Origin of the sequence: Polaromonas aquatica (genome assembly GCF_050626995.1) — a bacterium.
Taxonomy (GTDB): Bacteria; Pseudomonadota; Gammaproteobacteria; order Burkholderiales; family Burkholderiaceae_C; genus Polaromonas; species Polaromonas aquatica_A.
Genome location: NZ_CP192467.1, coordinates 248607 through 265190 on the forward strand (window position 1 = coordinate 248607; position 16584 = coordinate 265190).

The window sequence follows — 16584 nt, forward strand, 5'->3', positions numbered from 1 at the left end:
CCGGAGCCTGCATGCGCCCGCTCCCGTTGTTCGGCTTGCCAAGGCGTCGGCTGTTGCTGGGTGGAGCTACCGGTCTGGCAAGCCTTGCTGGCCTGGCAGGCTTGACAAGCCCGAATGAAGCCCATGCCCTGCCCGCCAAAGCCCTGGTGTTTCCGCGCGACCGCGGCGCGCATCCCGGCTTTCGCACCGAGTGGTGGTACATCACCGGCTACGCAACGGCCGGCACAGCGGATGGTGCAGCGGGGAGCCGCCTGTTTGGATTTCAGCTGACTTTTTTTCGTTCACGCGTGGACGAAACGCAGGACATGTCGTCAAAGTTCGCCGCCCGGCAGCTGATTTTTGCGCATGCCGCTATCACGGACGTACAGGGCAACAAACTCTGGCACGACCAGCGCATTGCACGTGAAGGTTTCGGCATTGCCGCTGCGAGCGAGCAGGACATGGCCGTCAAGCTGCGCGACTGGTCGCTGACAGCTGAAGGCACAAGGTACAGCGCTGACCTGCCGGCTGGCGACTTTGGACTGAAACTGCAGTTTGATGAAACGCAGGGCGTGCTGTTGCAGGGCAACAAGGGCCTGTCACGCAAAGGGCCTGACGAAAAGCAGGCCAGCTACTACTACAGCCAGCCGCAGCTTGCCACGCGCGGCAGCCTGCAAGTCGAGGGCAAAAACTTTGCCGTCACCGGAACAGCCTGGCTGGACCACGAATGGAGCGAAGAAATATTGCACCCTGATGCCATGGGCTGGGACTGGATCGGCATGAACCTGCTGGACGGCAGCGCTCTCACCGCGTTCAGGCTGCGCGCCAGGGACGGCAGCACGTTGTGGGATGGCGGCTCGTTCCGCTCTGCCAAGGGAGGGCTTTACACCTTCAGCCGCGGTGAGGTGATTTTCAAGCCCGTGCGCCACTGGAAAAGCCCGCTCACGCAAGCCACTTACCCGGTCGAGTGGATCGTCCGTACGCCCGCTGACTTTTATACGGTCAGGGCCGTTATCGACAACCAGGAGCTGGACAGCCGCCAGTCAACAGGCGCAATTTACTGGGAAGGCTTGAGCGAGCTGATCGACAGCAACGGCAAGCGCGTCGGGATGGGGTACCTGGAAATGACGGGCTATGCCCAGCGCCTGAAGATATAGCGCCGAAGGATGGCGCTGGCGCAAGGCTGGCGCCGGCCGCAACTGCGGCCTGACGCCTCAGGGAATCAGTAGTCGGCGCGAATCAGGCGCTGGGCACGCGGGCTCATGTTGCGGCGGATGCGGGCCGGCAACCAGGGGTAAGGCTGGTCAGCCGCTGCCGCAGCGGCGGATGGTGCCAGCAGAAATTGCGCGGTGTTCTTCACCCGGCTCAGAAAAGACGACGAAGCAGGGGAAGCAGGCAATGAGCGCCCGCCGACGGATGCATTGGCGGGTGCAGGCTCAGTGAAAAAAGCGGTGCGTGTCATGGTAGGTCCTTTCGAAGTGACTTGGGTGGCAACGGTTGCCAAAACAGAGGTCATGTCGAGAAATATAGGGTTTACGAGTATAAAAGTAAAACGACTTATATTGCGTTTGAATGCAAAAAAATTGCATTTAGAGAATCGCCTCCAAAGTCGAAAAATGGGAGACAAGCCATGGATATCAACCTCGCCCGCACCTTTCTCGAAATCGTCTCCTGCCACAGCTTTGTCCAGGCTGCCGAAAGGCTGCACGTCACCCAGACAGCGGTCAGCGCCCGTGTAAAAACCCTGGAGGACCTGCTGGGGCGCACGCTTTTCGTCCGGAACAAGGCCGGCGCATCGCTTACGCCGGCGGGCGAGCAGTTTGTGCGCCACGCGATGACATTGGTGCAGGTCTGGGAGCGGGCCCGCCACCAGATGGCGGTGCCGCCCGGCCGCCGCGCGCTGGTGACCGTGGGCTGTGAAATCAGCCTGTGGCAGCCACTGATGCTCGAATGGCTGTTCTGGATGCGAAAAAGCGCGCCCGACCTCGCCCTGCGGACGGAAGTGGGCGTTGCGGAAGACCTGCTGGAACGTGTGGCCCACGGAACACTCGACATCGTCATTGCTTATGCCCCGCGGCAACGTCCCGGCCTCAGGGTCGAACTGCTCATCGAAGAAAAGCTGGTGCTGGTCACCACCTCTCCCAAGCTTGAAATGCCCAAGCCCGCCGATTACGTGTACGTGGACTGGGGGCGGGAATTCTCCGCACAGCACAGCCTGGCGTTCCCCGAGCTTTCCAGCGTAGGAGTCTCATCGAGCTTGGGGCCGCTCGGGCTGGAATACCTGCTGGCGGTCGGAGGCGCCGGCTACTTCCGGCAAAACGTGGTCCGCAGCCACATCAAGGAAGGCCGCCTGTTCCGGGTGCCCGGCAAGCCGGAGTTTTTGTACCCCGCCTATGCCGTCTATGCAGCCAACGCAGACATGAAAGTGTTGGACCCCGCCCTGGCAGGGTTCAGGCAATCCGCAGCGGGGAGCCAGGGCAGCAGGGCCCGCGCGAGCAAGCCCTCCAAAGTACTCGACAAGAGCCGGTAACCTTTGCCATGACTTGGTAAGCGGTTCCCACGAATCGTTGCACCAACCTCACCGTTCCCCCAAATAGGGGCATCGATTGCAAAGGGTGCTTCACGGCAGTCAGCGCGGACAAGGGTTGCGTGACTACACTCGACCGATGGTGCCAAAATTTTGGCAGCCTCCTTTTCACTGACGCAACCGGAACTGACATGGATTTTTTTCTTCTGGTGGCTTTCGTCGCCATCGGCACCTACCTCCTGAAGGCCAGGGAAGAGCGCAAGCGAATTGTGTTACTGGGCAGCCACCTGGGCAATTACCAGATTGAAAAGCTCATGGAGACCCTGGCCGACGGTTACCTGCGGGCGCTGGGCGAAAAGGAGACGGAGCGGCGCGAGCAAGTCTGGCAGCAACTCGCCAACTCAGAGGCACAGCTGGCCGCTCAGTTCAGCAAATTCGCGGCAGAGTTCGCCAAGGTGCCCGAACCCGAGGCCCGCATAAGCAGGCTGCCCATCGGCTTGCCCTTTGCCACCCAGGCTCTGCCGGCCATGAGCTTTGACATGCGCAAGGCCCTGACGATTCACGCAGCCGGCATCGCACGCGTGGCCCAAAATTCCGCCGGCCTCAGCCCCAAGGCCAAGGCTTTCACGATGTCCGCCGAACTCTTTTTGATGCAGCACACCTGCCACTGGTTCTGCAAATCAAAGGCAGTTGCTTCGGCCCGTGTGTTGGTGCGGCACCAGACACCGTATGCGCAATTGGTAGAGTCTGTGTCGCCTGAAACGCGTGAGGCATACAGCGCGTTGATAAGCAGCAGCAGATAAATACCAGAGGTGCTCCGGACTCCCGGCGCATGCTTACCCCTCAGCGCGTGCGGCGCTTTACGAACGGCGACTTCAAAGCGACCGTCAATTGAGCTCGAAGGAAAAAGGCCCGCTCAACAGAGGCCTCCCGGGCTTGCCCCCCGCGTAGCGGCGGTTCGAAGCACCACCGCATGATGGCGTGCAAGGTTACTCCAACCTCGCTACGCATGTGGCTGGAGTCCTTCCAGAGTCCACAGTCCTTCGGGGCAATGACACTGGCCCAGGGAATCATCAAGTACGGAAAATCCAAGCGCCAGGGCTTCCGCCAGCAGGGCCGGAAGGAACGACTGGCGTCCCTCCGGGGTGATATTCAGTATGTACAGCGCAGTGTTATCAGGCACCTTCTCCAATGGCTTGGCAAGTGCACTCTCCAGTATTCCGGCTGGCAGGGATTGCGTTAATTTCAAGCTCAGGGCCTCGAACTTTTCATGCGCAGCCCGATACCGGAAGCCATACAGCCGGCTCTGACGTTGGGCGTCCTGGACATCCTGGAAGTTTGGATGTTCAAAGATGTAGAACGGCTGAAAAGTTGACGTCATTGAATACTTCCTGTGAAGCTAAACGTGAGACTTCCACTGCACGCGGGATAAAAAAATTTGAACGAAGTCGTACAGGAAATTTGGCTTACGACTTGGGGCCAAGGGCACGAATTTTCCTGGTGTGCGCGTTAATCCAGATAACCCCGTCGAGACTCAAACCGTGGTGAATGACGCGGATTTCCCAGACCCACTCTCCTCGCGCCGCGAAATCATGGATGTCTCTCCCGATACGAAACAAGCCGGTAGCACCAACGCCTTCTTCCGCGAGAAGCCCGTGATTTTTAAACCAGTATTGCAGGGCCATCTCTTCCGCGATCAACCGTGATGGAACGAAGCTCCCAAGAAGTGTCTCGAAAGACTCAACGCGCATCTCCTTCGCAAGCTCGAAGGTCGATAGATAGTTGCCATCCCATGATTTTGGCGCGGGCTCCGCGCCTTGAGCCATGGCACAGATGCCAAATAAAAATGCGGTGAGAGTCTTTTTCATGGCAAGGGAGGACGGGCGTCCAGGTTTGGGACAGTCGCCGCAACCCGACCTGCGGAAGCATGTCCTGTTGACTAAAAGATCAGGCCACGACCAGGCACTGTGTTTTCCCCGTCAGCTCGCAGCCACAGTTAAATCTTGCGTGACTCCGTGATGTCGTAAGCGGTGAAGCTTTTCTCAAGTATCCCAATCTTCTGGGCCGCAACTCGCCATGGTTCGATATGCGGTGCCTGAAGATGCCGATCCAAACTCTCCTGATCCGGCCATAGCTCCGAGAACCGGATAAGACCAGGATCAAACGGATCTTCGGCCACGTCATAGGCGATACAGCCATCGTTCTTGCGCGTGGCCTCCACAAGCACCTTCAGGTGCGGCAGAACCCCGGTGATCTTTTCCGGCGAAAACCGGAGTATTCCCAATACTGCTACTGCTGTACTCATTATTTTTCCTTTTACCCTAATGAATGCCTTCTACGGCCTAATGTTTGACAGGAGAGGTTAGCCCCTTGCTGTGGAAAGAAGACCGGATAGGCCTTCAGCCGAGGCCTGCTAGCCGGCTTGCACGAACTCAACTGTTGCCCCTCTTCAATGTATCCAAAAATCCTGAATCCGTCTTCCGTCGGCTCGCCGTGAACATTGATTCGGGCGAGCGGGGCGCGAACTACGTCTCGTTGCTGCTCCGCGCTCACCGCTCACTTGCAACCGTACTCTTGCGACAACGCCAGAGCAACCCGGCCAATGAGTTCGATTGGAAGTGCCTCCTTCAGCGGAAAGGACAAATTTCCCTTTTCGCCACGATATGGCGCGAGTTCCTGCATGAGTCGTGCATCTTGCGTAACCGGCGGATAGATGCCAATGTGCTTCTTGAATGCTGCGAAGTAGAAGAAAACCCGGTCCCGCTTGAACGCGGGCATGTTGTAGCTTATGCAACGCGAGGCACCGGAAACCTGCGCCTCAACTTTTTCCTGAATAGATTGAAGCTGAAGGCGCGAATCAGCAGGTACGCTGGCGAAGTATTCTTCATGTGAAGCGAAAGCCACGATGTATTTCCTGATGTCTGACGTTTGAGATGCGAGGCGTGACCCGCTTGGCGGGAAACGTCCTGTCGATTGAAGGGTTGAGTGTCACGATATGTCGAGTGAGTTAGCCGCCGGCGTGTCCAGGCCTCGCGTCAGTGATAAGTCGCAAGAATGACATCAGCGCTTCTTCTGCCAGTGTTCCGCGTTGCTTTCCGTTGTAGTCGACATCCAGGAGGCTCGCAGGCTGGTATTTGCCAGAGAGGTATGCATGAATGCGCTGGACGCGTTGAGTATTTTCAGGCGTCCCAGGCTTCAGGCTATCAGGGGCTATGTGCATTGCGACGAGCGACAGGAATTCTTCGTCAGTAAGTTCCGCAAAGTTCTTGCCAAAATATGCCTGCGCGCCGGCCGCATAACCGTGAACAGGCTGACCATTCTTGCTACCAAGGTAGCAGATATTCAGGAACAGCTGCATTTGATCGTTCTTGGAAAGCAGCGAATCCAGGGCGTACTGTGCAATCAGCGTTTGGCGGATTTTGGCAATGCCTTGCTTGAATCCCTCCGGGAAGTAAATGAGCTTGACCAGAGCTTGCGTGATCGTCGTCATTCCTGCGCCGGAAGTTTCAAGATCGACGCCGTGATGCCTGGTGAACGCCGGATCTTCGACCGCCAACAATATGGCTTGCCGCTCCTTGGACAAGTCGGTGAGTTTCAGCTGCGCCCCAAAGCGCTTCCCGGCTTCGGAAACCAGGGATGGCGTCGCGCCCCTGGCGGCCCGCACTTCGTTGGCGTAATAGCCGGCAGCGACAACCAGGGCAAGTGCAACAGCACCTGAGAGCCATAACATCGTGCGAATGATTGCTTGACCGATTTTCATATCGTGGTTGATCACAGGGAGCGATGTGAGAGGGAAATTGGTGATGCCCAACGCAGCAATGGCCGAACCACCATCCTTTACGGCGAAGCTGTCTTGTGCAGGTGTGCGTCCGCATCGATTGCCATGTCAGATAGCATCCCACGAATAAGGAGCAAGCTTCATCGACGCCATCCACTCAATGACCTTATAGTCGCGCCGCTCCAGTTCCTCCACGAACGAGCAGAATGAGGGGGCGATAACTGCATAGGCTGGCTCTGATCGGGAGAAAAAGACAACACGATGTCCGTCTGGGGCACACGCGTAGAAATTTCCAAGTTCGTCTTGGGCGAAGCGAAAACCGCCCTTCAACTCGCCCTCTTCGACCAGCTGAAACCATTCCCTCCGGATGCTCAAGGTCCCGTCGATATCTCCGAAGCCCGCGGTAACGAGCCAAATCCGCATGTCCTCAGAAAGCCGGCGCCCAACCTGGGCTTCTATAGCCGCGACCTCAGCATCCGATGCAGCAGCGCACCCCTCGAACACCGGCCGAGACCGGAACCAAGCCTTACGACGCGCAGAGAGGAGGCGTTCTACGAGGTCACGCATTCTGCTGGCTAACGTTTGAGTTGAGCCGCACACAACGGCAAGACACCACGAGGCGCAACATTCTCGACGCGGCTTGTAGCGCCAAGCCGGTGTGTGTCAGTCTCGACCACCTTGTTCGAACTCATGTTCGGACCTCGGTAACGGTCATGACTAGTTTTCGCATGTGCCAGGCAGTGTGCTCATGAAAGACCGTTCCGCGGACAACCATGCGCACTTTCCGACTTGCTGACAGGCGCCTATTGAGGCTGGGATCGCTGGTTATGAGTTGCACCTCAGAGATGCAAGGTTCCGTTGAATTGATTGAATTCACGCCGTCGGCTTTGACCGACACTGGTCGGGTGAGGCGCATGACCGGATAGGTCATCCACGTGCCGTTGGGATGACGCCCTCGCGCCATCCTGACCTTTCCCGTCAATTCCACGACGGTGGGTTCGTATGAGATTTCCCGTGATGCCGTGCATTCACCCGCAGCCGCATTTAGGGCAAAGATGGCGAGAGCTATACCAACAGCGGCGTTTCGCATGAGTCCTAATCTGAAAATGACCGGGCCACAATACTTTGCGGCGGAGCCACCTTCTGCTTTTGTGGGGTCCGTGTCAATTGACATGTTATAGCGCGCCACACCCTTTTATACCGCATGCTTCTCAAGATCGTGCTCGTTGCAGGTTGGCTCGCCGGGCTCGCGATAGTGGTACCACGCCTCGTGCGGAGAGAATTTCTCACATCCATAACACTGAGTACTGGGCCACTTCACGCCACAGCCGGGACAGACGCCACGCGTCCAAAAGGTGTTCCAGGTGGTGCCGCATGAGGGAACGCAATTCCAGACGTCGTGGGGACCCGGTCGCCATTCGCATTTCGGGCAATAAATGTCCGCCTTGTCATTGCTCATTGCACTACCTCAAAAGGCAAAGATGCCCGCCCTGCGGCATAACGTTTGACAGGAGAGGCATGACCCGGCTTGCCGAGGCATATCCTCTTGAAGGGTTAGACAGCCCGTCGCTCAACACGAACTACCTTTGGACTTTGAGCATCCATGAACATGAAGCACCGACCAAACAGGGCTTTCTTTCCGAACTCATCGAATCGATTGTTGCCAAGTCGCGTAATGAGTACTTCATCGGTCGCAAGAGCTTGCTGATGCCGGTTGTCGATTTCCAGCCAGTTTTCTTGAGCTATGTCGTTGAGCACAACATTCACGGCACGGTGGTTATAGCGAACAAGAATGTTCCCGTCATCCATGTTCAACGGGTTCATGTCTGGATGGGCATGAAATATCTTGTGCAAAACATCTTTGGCAAATCGTTCCGCTTGCTCTTCCGAGAGGCCATCTTCAAGCAGTACACAAGTGCCATGTGTAAAGACCGCAAAGTCTTTTGACCCATCTGTGTAGTAGCGAATACGCTCGCAGATTCGATCTATGGGTTGCACCACGCCCGGTTGCCAATCGGGTACAGGAGGGAAGCGCTTCGGTGGCTCCTTCGGCGGTTCTTTCTTCTTGAATATGCCAAACATTCTCATTCCTCCAAAAAAGCCGTCTAACGTTTGACATGAGCTGCGAGACCCGGCCTGCCGGGGCACGTCAGCTCGACGGAAGGGTTAGGGTTCAATGTGCCGACCCTCCGAATTCCTTCTTCATGAAGAAACGTGAGAACCCTGTGGGGTAGTTTGGAATTTCCCCAAAGCATACGTAGCCGATGCGTTCATAGAAGGCCCGGGCTTGGAACTCAAAAGTATCAAGCCACGCACCATGACATCCACGAGCCATTGATTCATTCTCTGCAAGCTGCATCAGCTTTGTGCCGACTCCTTGGCCTCGCAAGCCGGCGGGTACGACCAGTAGTTGCGTAAAAAGCCAGCCGTAGCCTGTGTAGCCCCAAAGGCCACCAATGATTGAATCGGCGTTGTCTTTCACCTGAATTACAAGCGGTCGACCTTGGCTCGGGCCGGCCTGGCTTTCGTTGTAGGCAACAAGCGGTGCGAGGATTGACTTGCGAATCTCTTCGTCGGCGACATCGGTGACTGTGAGTGTGTATTTCATGCGTGCAAATAGCTGGACTGAGCTTGGTGATCTCTAACGTTTGAGATGAGAGGAATGACCCGGCTTGCCGGGGCAGGTTCTCTCGATTGAAGAGTTGGGCGTCATTTGACCGAAGGCTCGATGCTCTGGCTGCTACGGTGTTGAAGCTGCTGTAGGACGACAAGTGCTTCGTTGGCGGACTCGACGGGTACAAAGATGTGGTCATGAAACGCCGCGGCAACGACATTGCAGCTTATGTTGGCTTGAGCCAACGCGGCGGCGAATGCGGCAGTGAGGCCCACGGCCTGGAGATCGGAATGCACGGTGAGTGTGATCCATGCCGCGCGGAACAAGACCGGAAGCTCTGCCTTTCGGGCCCGTTGTTTCTCGACGATGAGCGTGAGGCCTTCTGCTTCTCGAAACGTGGCAATCGGTTCAAGCGAGCTGATATCAGTGCTCGGTGAGATAGAGGCGAAAACATAAACCCCCTCGTTCAGCGTGGGCTGCATTGACTGAAGAAGCTCAGCGAGATTGGTGACGGGGTTGCTCATGATGGCTAACGTAAAGTTCACCGACGGACAGTAGGCCGGCGAAAGTCGGCCGATAGGACGTCCGCGTCCATCGACCAGTTAAGTCGCATCGCGCCCCCTGCCAATGCCGCTCTCCGCTGCATGACGCGCTTGCGTGGAAAGATCTCTCTCCTCCGTTGGCTCCACGAGCAGCAAAACGTGTCCATATCGACCAGGTGACCCCTGTTGACGGATAAAGCGCCCCTCCCCAGTAGCAGGACGTTGAAGCGGAAAGGCGAAGCGCATCGGTGAGGTTTAACGTTGGAGCTGACCGGACCGCAACCGTTGCGGCGAAGCCGCCTTCTGCAGGTGCGTTTCCGTGTCGAGCGACCAGTTAGACCTTCTTGCTGTCGGCTTCATCGGTCACCATCTTTCCGTCCACTACGAACTCCTTCAGCGATGCGGCTTTTTTTCCCACTAAGAGGTAGTAGGCTCCAACACCGATGAATGCAAGCCCTCCCAATAGAGGTTTAACCGGTACAGGTCCGTCACCGAGCAGGACGACAAGTACGATAGCAATGCCAATTAGGACTGCGCCTCCACCGGCGATCTGATTTCTCATAATTCCTTCTACAGAAAAGTTGTGAAACTGGCGGTATCACACAAGAAGCCGAGAGGGTCTGCCAAAGGCTCTAACGTTTGAGATGAGCGGCCTCCGGCTTGCCGGGTGCCGTCCTCTCGATTGAAGGTTAGGCGTCACTGGCGGCTTCTTTTGTACGGTACGCCTCTCGCTCAGCCGAGTTTAGTACCAAGGCGGTAGATGGGCGGCTGATATTAGGAGCAAGTTTTAGGTCGAAGTAGCTTTCGTCAAACATTGCGTTCCAAGGGGCTAGCCCATGCCAGGCTTCAAGAAGGCCAGCAATTCCTCCAGCGTTGCAATGCTTTACCCCCACAGTCGTTCCGGTACCGATGATTACTTGGTTCGGCATCGCGCTCGGATCTATAACTAGATCTACCACGCCCAAAGCAGCCCAGCGGCCGGAATTTAGATCTTGACGCCAGGTTGCATCGAGCGAAATGACTTGCGCTTTCTCCAGCTTGGGGGGCGTTGCTGCGAGATTCGCAGATCGATGGCTAGAGATTGCAACGTCAATGACGTTGACCATTGCTTCGGAAATTGCCTGCACATATCCGAAAGTTCCGTCACTCAGTGGCACGGCGTAAACCATTCCCGGTGTCCAGCGAGATCGTTTGAATGCAGACTTCTTGTGCATGTGATGCCTAACGTTTGACATGAGCTGCGGCCAGCGGGCGTAGCCCGTTGGACGTCAGCTCGATGGAAGGGTTAGGCGTCATCGTCGTCCTCGTCATACGGCAGCCAATCGCTGGTGCGACGCCTAGTATCAAGACCAACTGTCTCAAACTCATCAGTAGCTGCTGAGGCCTTCTTAATTCCGACACTTGCAAGAGCGGCGTTGATGCTGCCAATCGGGCTTCGTGCAGGACCGTAGGCAACCTTTCCTTCCTTTAGCGCGACCGCCCCTTGATCCCCGATTCCGCCGAAGTAGTCAGTTTCAACATAGACGAACCACCCCTCCAATGAGAATTCCGTGAGCTTTGAGAGAAGGCGCGGGAATAGATAGGTGAAACCGGCAACTGGATCGCCAACCGAAATGCCTGCCACGGAGTCAAGAGCGCGTTCATCGAGCGCCAGCACCCAGACGCCAGCTTTTGACTCGACTGGTGGACGGAGGGATTCGCGCTCAGCAAAAGCCGAGAGAGCCTTGTGTTCACCGAGGATTGCGGTAACCGAGTGAGTCATCGAGATAGCCTTGTTGACGCCTAACGTCGGAGTTGACCGGTATGCAGCGGTATTACGCCGCAAGACGTATGCTCCCGCGCAGGGTTAGCGGCGTAATACCGCTGCCTGTCTGCGTCGAACGACTTGTTAGACCTCATGACCAGCATTCACAAGCTGCTCCCGAAGCCACGCAAGGAACTCCGCCTCTGACAGAGGCGATCTTTCTGTTCCCCACTCATTCCAGCGTCGATTTACCATGTGACTCCAGTCGTTCATTACTTCGCAGATTGCAGGGTTTACCTTGGCGCTCCTCGCCCAATCCTGCGCATTGCTCACTGCGCCATTCAGCTCTTGAACGGAGGAAGCGCCCGCAAGGTAGGGTACTGGCGTGCGACGTCGAACACTGCTCGCAATTCGCCTCTCGCAAGGATTGAGTTCATAAGGTCTAACGTTTGACATGAGGGGCGGCCGAGGGCGATAGCCCTTGGACGTCCCTCGCGATGGAAGGGTTAGGCATAGCCGGCCTCCTTTAACTGCTTCTCTAGTTGCTCTGGTTCGGCAGTTAGGGCAGCTTCGGACCGGATTTCTATTGGCTTCCACCAAGAGGATACGAGACACGAAGAGTGTTCATAGGCTTTGCATTCTGAACACCATTCCCAACTCGCTCCACGGCCTACAAAGCCCTCTCGGACTATTGGAGAAGGGGAGCTCCTTCCATAGAAACGGCGAAGACTGCGATTGCCGCAAATCGGACATGGACACTGCAGGGCAATTCCATCGCTGGCAGTAGCGAAGGCCGCTTGCCACTGGGATTGCATTTCTAGAGGGACGCCACGCCACAGTGTCATTTCGCGATGCCTAACGGTTGAGCTGAGCGGCGCGCACGCCAACGTCTGAGCTTGGCACTTTATCCTTCACGCATCCGCTCCAGCGATTTGTTAGACGGCACATGCCGCTACTTGTTGGTCGGGACATGAGATGTCCAGGCGCGCTCAAAGTCGGCCTGTGTGATGGCATATGGCGCGAAGTCGTCGACTTCAAGTGCTGCTTCTGATAGTCCACCATACTCATCCTCGACATGATCAGCGTCGTATTGAAGCACTGTGCCGTTGGCATAGACCTCCATCTGCCGCGTTGGCCATAAGTCAGCGGCAGTTTCAAAGTACCAAGTGGAAGTGCCCCACTCGTCGTGTGCGTCGCCTCTTGACTCACCCCAGTTACGCTTGAAGTAACGCATGCTGTAAGTGCCGTCTAACGTTGGAGTTGACCGACACGCAACGGCATTGCGCCGCGAGACGTATGCTCCCGCGCACGGCTCGCAGTGCAATGCCGCTGCGTGTCCGCGTCGAACGACCTGTTAGACAGCATACACGCAATCATCGCTCAAGCAGCCACGACAGCACAGGGGCAAGGAGCATGACGGCGCCGACCAGCGCCCACCCGAACAACTCTCGCCGGCGCAGCCGGTACCCGCGTTTCTCCAAGTACGCGTGAAACGGCCCAACAAGGCTCCAACCCAGCGCCGTACGCTTCGGCCCGGAGCTTGTCCGCATAAACCAGAACAGCAGTGCCCACACGCCGAAGCCAGCGCAGACAAGGAGAACGTAGACGGCGTAACCGGGCATAGCTTTGCGGTCTAACGTTGAAGGTGACCGGACCGCAACATTTGCGGCGGAGGCGCTTCCTGCAGTCGCGGGTCCGAGTTGACCGACCAGTTAGACAGCATTGGGATCTCCCAGCATTTGGTACATGAGATGAGTCAGCTCAAACTGGTTGCAGCCACGCGACCCAATGCCGCCCTCGTGGTCTGGGCGTTCGAGCTCCCACCCTTCCTCTACGTCCGACCAGTACAGCAGCATATCGCCAAAGGCAGCGACTGCAACCACGTACTCACCAGGTGAATCCGCGACCGGCAGCTCACGCGGTGCTACACGGGCACTTTCTATAGCCGCCCGATGCTCCGGATGCAACCTGCGAAGGCTGTCCTCGAAAAGTTCAGTGACTTCCGCGATAGTGGCCGGGCGAAACATGAGATGCGGTCTAACGTCGGGGGTAACCGGCACGCAAGCAATAAGAGCGCTGCTTGCGGCGCGGACACGCTTGCGCGTCCGTGTTGACCAACCTGTTAGACGGCATCACGGGCTCCGCGGACCAAGTAGACGAGGCGGATGCCAAGAATGTAGGTCCCGAGCGGGAGAAGAACTATGCCCAAGCCCCACAGCAACAGGGATCGGCCGAGAGATTTGATGACAGGCGCCATCAAGAAAATGGCGATCAGGGGAACGAAGAACATGGTCGTGAATAGTGCTTTGTCCAACAACCACTGCGGCACGAGATGACCCGTCGCCGCGACTATCACCGGGACGGAGCCCACGATCAAGACGGCTAGTGGAACCAATGCAAGAACGATGTACCACTTGATCAGCGTGGCGCGCTTTTGAAGATCTTGAGCTTCCATTTTCTGCCTCCCTTCCCTGCTTGAAATCGCGATGTTACTGTGCCGTCTAACGTAAAAATGACCGGACCACCAACATGGGCGGCGAAGCCGCAGCCTTCTGTTGTGGGTCCGTGTCGATTGACATGTTATGCCTCATGCCACAACACCCCCCATACATGCTCGTTGTTGGGCTTGTGCTGGCCGTGCTGGTAGATGCTTTTGTGCATTCGCTTGCCAACCCCATACCCCATGGCAGAGACCCCGCCGAACTTCTCAGAATAGAACGCCACGGCCTCCAGGCGCTTGCGTCGGATCCGCGCCTTCACAGCACCTCGCGAACGCTCTTCCCAATCGGCAAGCCCGTGCATCAGCAACGCCAACTCGGCTTTCGCCAAAGCGTTCCAATATGCACGCCGGCGATTGAGAGGGTTGTAGATCTGCAGCGACGCCGGCGCGCTTCGTCGCCGCCTGCCAGAAGCGCTCAGCTGTCGCCAGACCGGCACACTTCTATGAGGCATAACGTAGAGATGACCGGCGGACAGTAGGCTGGCGAAAGCCGGCCGATAGGACGTCGGTGTCGATTGCCATGTTATCCCTCATGCTTGCCATGTTATCCCTCATGCTCCACCCTTCACCTTGAGGAGTACCACGTGCTCGCCCTTACCCCTCGTGCTTGCTGCATCGATGGGGCGTCTGCCACGCGCATCTACTGCGTCTGGATCGGCACCAGCAGCAAGAAGGACCTCGATAGTTCTGACATTGCCGTGGCTGGCCGCCCAGTGCAGGGGCGTGTAGCCGTTGCGCTCCCGCCGGTTACACTCGGCGCCGCAGGAAAGAAGGAAGGCGACTATTTCAGCGTGGCCCCATGCCGCGGCCCCAAAAAGGGCCGTCTCGCCAATAGAGTCAGTCCAATCCACTTCCGCTCCGGCGGCAATCAGCTTCTTCGCTTCTGCGAGGTCGCCTGCCCATGCCGCAGCGTGGAGCGCTGATTCCGGCGCTCCATCGTTCGCGGTGAGAGCGCCCGACTTCATGAGGGATAACGTTGGAGGCCACCGGCACGCAGCAACTGCCGCGCAGCGGCAATCTGCGGCTGTGTGTCCGCGTGGGCCGACCTGTTAAACGGGTTGTTCGCCAGCGTCGTCATATGGCTTCGTCCCACAGGGCCACATCATGCGCGATGAACCGCACAGCGTCTCCGACCAATAGGTCGATATCGCCAATTTCTGTCCTACTGAGAAGGAAATGCGCTTCACCGGCAACAACAACGATGCACTGCTGACCTGGAGGTTCGCTAATCGGCTCAATGGACGAAACAACGCCATGAACCATGAACCCGTTTGCCTGCGGTCTCATGGCCACGGACTCCAAGATAGCGCTACTTTGAAGGACTTCAAACTCGGAAATCATTTCCTGACTGACTTCAACATCAAAGACTTCGCCAACACAAAGCATCGGCGTGTCTGACGCGGGAACAAAACGTGCGGTACCGGAAACCAATGAACTACTGAAAGAAGCGGTGTAACTCGGCATTGACGTAAAGCCGATGCGTTTTTCGTCGCTAGGGTCTAGGCCGTCAATGATGATTCGCATTGAGAAATGGGACCGTTTAACGTCGGAAGTAACCGTCGCGCAGCAACTGCCGCGAAGCGGCTTCCTGCTGCTGCGTGTCCGAGTTGGCTGACCTGTTAGGGCTCATTCCGAGCGCTGAAATAGCTGGCATAGAAGTCCTTTGCATCTTCCCACTCCGGTTCGAAGGCTTCGAGGTAGTGACGGTAAACAGGCTCCGCACGCCAGTCATTCTTCGCTACAGCAGCACGACACCTCGCCTCGAACTCGTGCTTGACGTTCGGCCAACGAAAAGCATGCATGCATACCTCGACGAACTCTGGCGGCGCATACCCCGGCATGTCAAGAAAGGCTGCCTCGAACTCCGGTTGGAGCAAGGGATTTTTCTCAATGATTGCAATGGCCGCGGACGTGAAGGGAAGGACATCTGGTGCATCGAACGAGACGCTGAGCTTTGCATCGGCGTCGCGCGCTAGCTGAATCACTTGTTCAATCGGTGTCATCTCGATGAGCCCTAACGTTGGAGGCCAGGCGCGGCCGCAGGTCGTCGCCTCTGGGCCGACCTGTTAAACCTGCTCAGCTGAACGCAGGCAATAGCATCAAACCGCATAGAAGCTCCGCGAGAAGCGCGACAGGATAGTAGCCCGCCGCGAGGAACACCATGGAAAGAACAGATAGACGCGCAAGAAAGAGGAACCCGAGGCAACCGAATGCCGGAAGCGCAAGAAAAACCCATTCCCAACCTTTGTCCCCAAGAAAGGAAAGCTCCGCGTAATCTCGAACGAATACCAGCATTGAGAACGCCCACAATGGCACCGTGAGGAAAACGACACTCGCAAGGAGTGAGAGTAGAGGCAGACCGTCTTTCCGCATGGTTTAACGTGAAAATTACCGGCCCACCAACACTTGCGGCGAAGTCGCAGCCTGCTGTTGTGGGTCCGTGTCGATTGACATGTTAAGTCGCTTTTCGTTCTTTAGGTACAACTTGGAGCTCCTCTCCGCATCATGAACACTTCGACTACGACGCATGCATTGAATGCGCTGCCGCAATTTGGCAGAACTGCACGTGGAGGCGTGGTTGGAATTACGTCATTGAGACCCGCGTTGCTCAACAATCCCGCCACGTACTGCGCCCTTCGGCGCGCCAATGCCTCGGTCACGGCCTCACTTCCCTCGCGGGCGTCTGCGCTGCCAACAGCAGCTGCGTGCGTAATGCAGTGGCCCGAGCTTATGACCTTGCCAGCAAAGTGAAGCAGCCTCTCTCGTTCTTCCGCGGGAAGTGTCTCCCCGGACCAGGAGAAGGTAACGTCGATAGCTTGGGTCATCCCATATGACAACGCCCAAGCACGGTCGCTTCCAACTGGAAGAATCGCTGCCGCTGCCAATGAAACGATCAGCCG

General features: G+C 57.0%; 23 protein-coding genes. 4 read left to right on the plus strand and 19 right to left on the minus strand.

What is annotated here, in order from left to right; all coding sequences use genetic code 11:
- The first annotated feature begins 11 nt into the window (after positions 1 to 11).
- A complete protein-coding gene (locus ACQ4MS_RS01175) occupies positions 12 to 1136 on the plus strand; it encodes a lipocalin-like domain-containing protein (protein WP_431097183.1) in 1125 nt (374 codons plus the stop codon).
- A 65-nt stretch (positions 1137 to 1201) separates the two neighbouring features.
- Here the strand turns inward: ACQ4MS_RS01175 and ACQ4MS_RS01180 are convergent, their stop codons facing one another.
- Positions 1202 to 1441 (minus strand): hypothetical protein, encoded by a 240-nt coding sequence (locus ACQ4MS_RS01180; protein ID WP_431097184.1) that lies wholly within the window; start codon positions 1439 to 1441, stop codon positions 1202 to 1204.
- A gap of 168 nt (positions 1442 to 1609) precedes the next feature.
- Here ACQ4MS_RS01180 and ACQ4MS_RS01185 point away from each other — a divergent pair, with 168 nt between their 5' ends.
- Together ACQ4MS_RS01185 and ACQ4MS_RS01190 are read left to right on the plus strand one after the other, a co-directional pair.
- On the plus strand, positions 1610 to 2509 hold the full coding sequence (locus ACQ4MS_RS01185) for a LysR family transcriptional regulator (protein WP_431097185.1): 900 nt from the start codon (positions 1610 to 1612) through the stop codon (positions 2507 to 2509).
- A 188-nt stretch (positions 2510 to 2697) separates the two neighbouring features.
- Positions 2698 to 3309 carry a hypothetical protein gene (locus tag ACQ4MS_RS01190; RefSeq protein ID WP_431097186.1) on the plus strand — a complete coding sequence of 204 codons (612 nt, stop codon included), beginning with the start codon at positions 2698 to 2700 and terminating at the stop codon, positions 3307 to 3309.
- A 200-nt stretch (positions 3310 to 3509) separates the two neighbouring features.
- Here the strand turns inward: ACQ4MS_RS01190 and ACQ4MS_RS01195 are convergent, their stop codons facing one another.
- The 13 genes from ACQ4MS_RS01195 to ACQ4MS_RS01255 all read right to left on the minus strand — a co-directional run bounded on the left by ACQ4MS_RS01195 (position 3510) and on the right by ACQ4MS_RS01255 (position 12418).
- Positions 3510 to 3887, minus strand: coding sequence for a hypothetical protein (locus tag ACQ4MS_RS01195; RefSeq protein ID WP_431097188.1), 378 nt, complete (start codon positions 3885 to 3887; stop codon positions 3510 to 3512).
- Between the two features lie 85 nt (positions 3888 to 3972).
- Positions 3973 to 4374 (minus strand): hypothetical protein, encoded by a 402-nt coding sequence (locus ACQ4MS_RS01200; protein WP_431097190.1) that lies wholly within the window; start codon positions 4372 to 4374, stop codon positions 3973 to 3975.
- Positions 4375 to 4502: 128 nt separating this feature from the next.
- Complete coding sequence (locus ACQ4MS_RS01205) at positions 4503 to 4811, minus strand: putative quinol monooxygenase (RefSeq protein ID WP_431097191.1); 309 nt, start codon at positions 4809 to 4811, stop codon at positions 4503 to 4505.
- Between the two features lie 251 nt (positions 4812 to 5062).
- Entirely contained in the window at positions 5063 to 5410 is a 348-nt protein-coding gene (locus ACQ4MS_RS01210; RefSeq protein ID WP_431097193.1) for an iron chaperone, read from the minus strand.
- Positions 5411 to 5513: 103 nt separating this feature from the next.
- A complete protein-coding gene (locus ACQ4MS_RS01215) occupies positions 5514 to 6281 on the minus strand; it encodes a transglycosylase domain-containing protein (RefSeq protein ID WP_431097195.1) in 768 nt (255 codons plus the stop codon).
- Positions 6282 to 6392: 111 nt separating this feature from the next.
- Positions 6393 to 6851 carry an SMI1/KNR4 family protein gene (locus ACQ4MS_RS01220; protein ID WP_431097197.1) on the minus strand — a complete coding sequence of 153 codons (459 nt, stop codon included), beginning with the start codon at positions 6849 to 6851 and terminating at the stop codon, positions 6393 to 6395.
- 987 nt (positions 6852 to 7838) lie between these two features.
- Entirely contained in the window at positions 7839 to 8366 is a 528-nt protein-coding gene (locus ACQ4MS_RS01225) for a hypothetical protein (protein WP_431097199.1), read from the minus strand.
- A 91-nt stretch (positions 8367 to 8457) separates the two neighbouring features.
- Positions 8458 to 8892 (minus strand): GNAT family N-acetyltransferase, encoded by a 435-nt coding sequence (locus ACQ4MS_RS01230; RefSeq protein WP_431097201.1) that lies wholly within the window; start codon positions 8890 to 8892, stop codon positions 8458 to 8460.
- A 101-nt stretch (positions 8893 to 8993) separates the two neighbouring features.
- On the minus strand, positions 8994 to 9422 hold the full coding sequence (locus ACQ4MS_RS01235; protein ID WP_431097203.1) for an ACT domain-containing protein: 429 nt from the start codon (positions 9420 to 9422) through the stop codon (positions 8994 to 8996).
- 352 nt (positions 9423 to 9774) lie between these two features.
- Positions 9775 to 10002 carry a hypothetical protein gene (locus tag ACQ4MS_RS01240; protein ID WP_431097205.1) on the minus strand — a complete coding sequence of 76 codons (228 nt, stop codon included), beginning with the start codon at positions 10000 to 10002 and terminating at the stop codon, positions 9775 to 9777.
- A gap of 127 nt (positions 10003 to 10129) precedes the next feature.
- Positions 10130 to 10654 carry an Imm26 family immunity protein gene (locus tag ACQ4MS_RS01245; RefSeq protein ID WP_431097207.1) on the minus strand — a complete coding sequence of 175 codons (525 nt, stop codon included), beginning with the start codon at positions 10652 to 10654 and terminating at the stop codon, positions 10130 to 10132.
- A gap of 71 nt (positions 10655 to 10725) precedes the next feature.
- Complete coding sequence (locus ACQ4MS_RS01250) at positions 10726 to 11202, minus strand: hypothetical protein (protein WP_431097208.1); 477 nt, start codon at positions 11200 to 11202, stop codon at positions 10726 to 10728.
- A gap of 934 nt (positions 11203 to 12136) precedes the next feature.
- Positions 12137 to 12418, minus strand: a complete 282-nt coding sequence (locus ACQ4MS_RS01255; protein ID WP_431097210.1) for a hypothetical protein — start codon at positions 12416 to 12418, stop codon at positions 12137 to 12139.
- A gap of 517 nt (positions 12419 to 12935) precedes the next feature.
- Between ACQ4MS_RS01255 and ACQ4MS_RS01260 the strand changes: the two genes are divergently transcribed.
- A complete protein-coding gene (locus tag ACQ4MS_RS01260; protein WP_431097211.1) occupies positions 12936 to 13082 on the plus strand; it encodes a hypothetical protein in 147 nt (48 codons plus the stop codon).
- Positions 13083 to 13306: 224 nt separating this feature from the next.
- Here ACQ4MS_RS01260 and ACQ4MS_RS01265 read toward each other — a convergent pair whose 3' ends face one another.
- From ACQ4MS_RS01265 to ACQ4MS_RS01285, 5 genes are all read right to left on the minus strand, one after another.
- On the minus strand, positions 13307 to 13639 hold the full coding sequence (locus ACQ4MS_RS01265; protein ID WP_431097212.1) for a hypothetical protein: 333 nt from the start codon (positions 13637 to 13639) through the stop codon (positions 13307 to 13309).
- Between the two features lie 125 nt (positions 13640 to 13764).
- Positions 13765 to 14013, minus strand: coding sequence for a hypothetical protein (locus ACQ4MS_RS01270; RefSeq protein ID WP_431097214.1), 249 nt, complete (start codon positions 14011 to 14013; stop codon positions 13765 to 13767).
- Between the two features lie 222 nt (positions 14014 to 14235).
- The gene (locus ACQ4MS_RS01275) at positions 14236 to 14649 is read right to left on the minus strand and encodes an ankyrin repeat domain-containing protein (RefSeq protein WP_431097216.1); all 414 of its coding nucleotides are present in this window, start codon (positions 14647 to 14649) and stop codon (positions 14236 to 14238) included.
- 109 nt (positions 14650 to 14758) lie between these two features.
- A complete protein-coding gene (locus tag ACQ4MS_RS01280) occupies positions 14759 to 15208 on the minus strand; it encodes a hypothetical protein (RefSeq protein ID WP_431097218.1) in 450 nt (149 codons plus the stop codon).
- A 95-nt stretch (positions 15209 to 15303) separates the two neighbouring features.
- Positions 15304 to 15687, minus strand: a complete 384-nt coding sequence (locus ACQ4MS_RS01285) for a hypothetical protein (protein ID WP_431097219.1) — start codon at positions 15685 to 15687, stop codon at positions 15304 to 15306.
- Positions 15688 to 16584 lie beyond the last annotated feature (897 nt).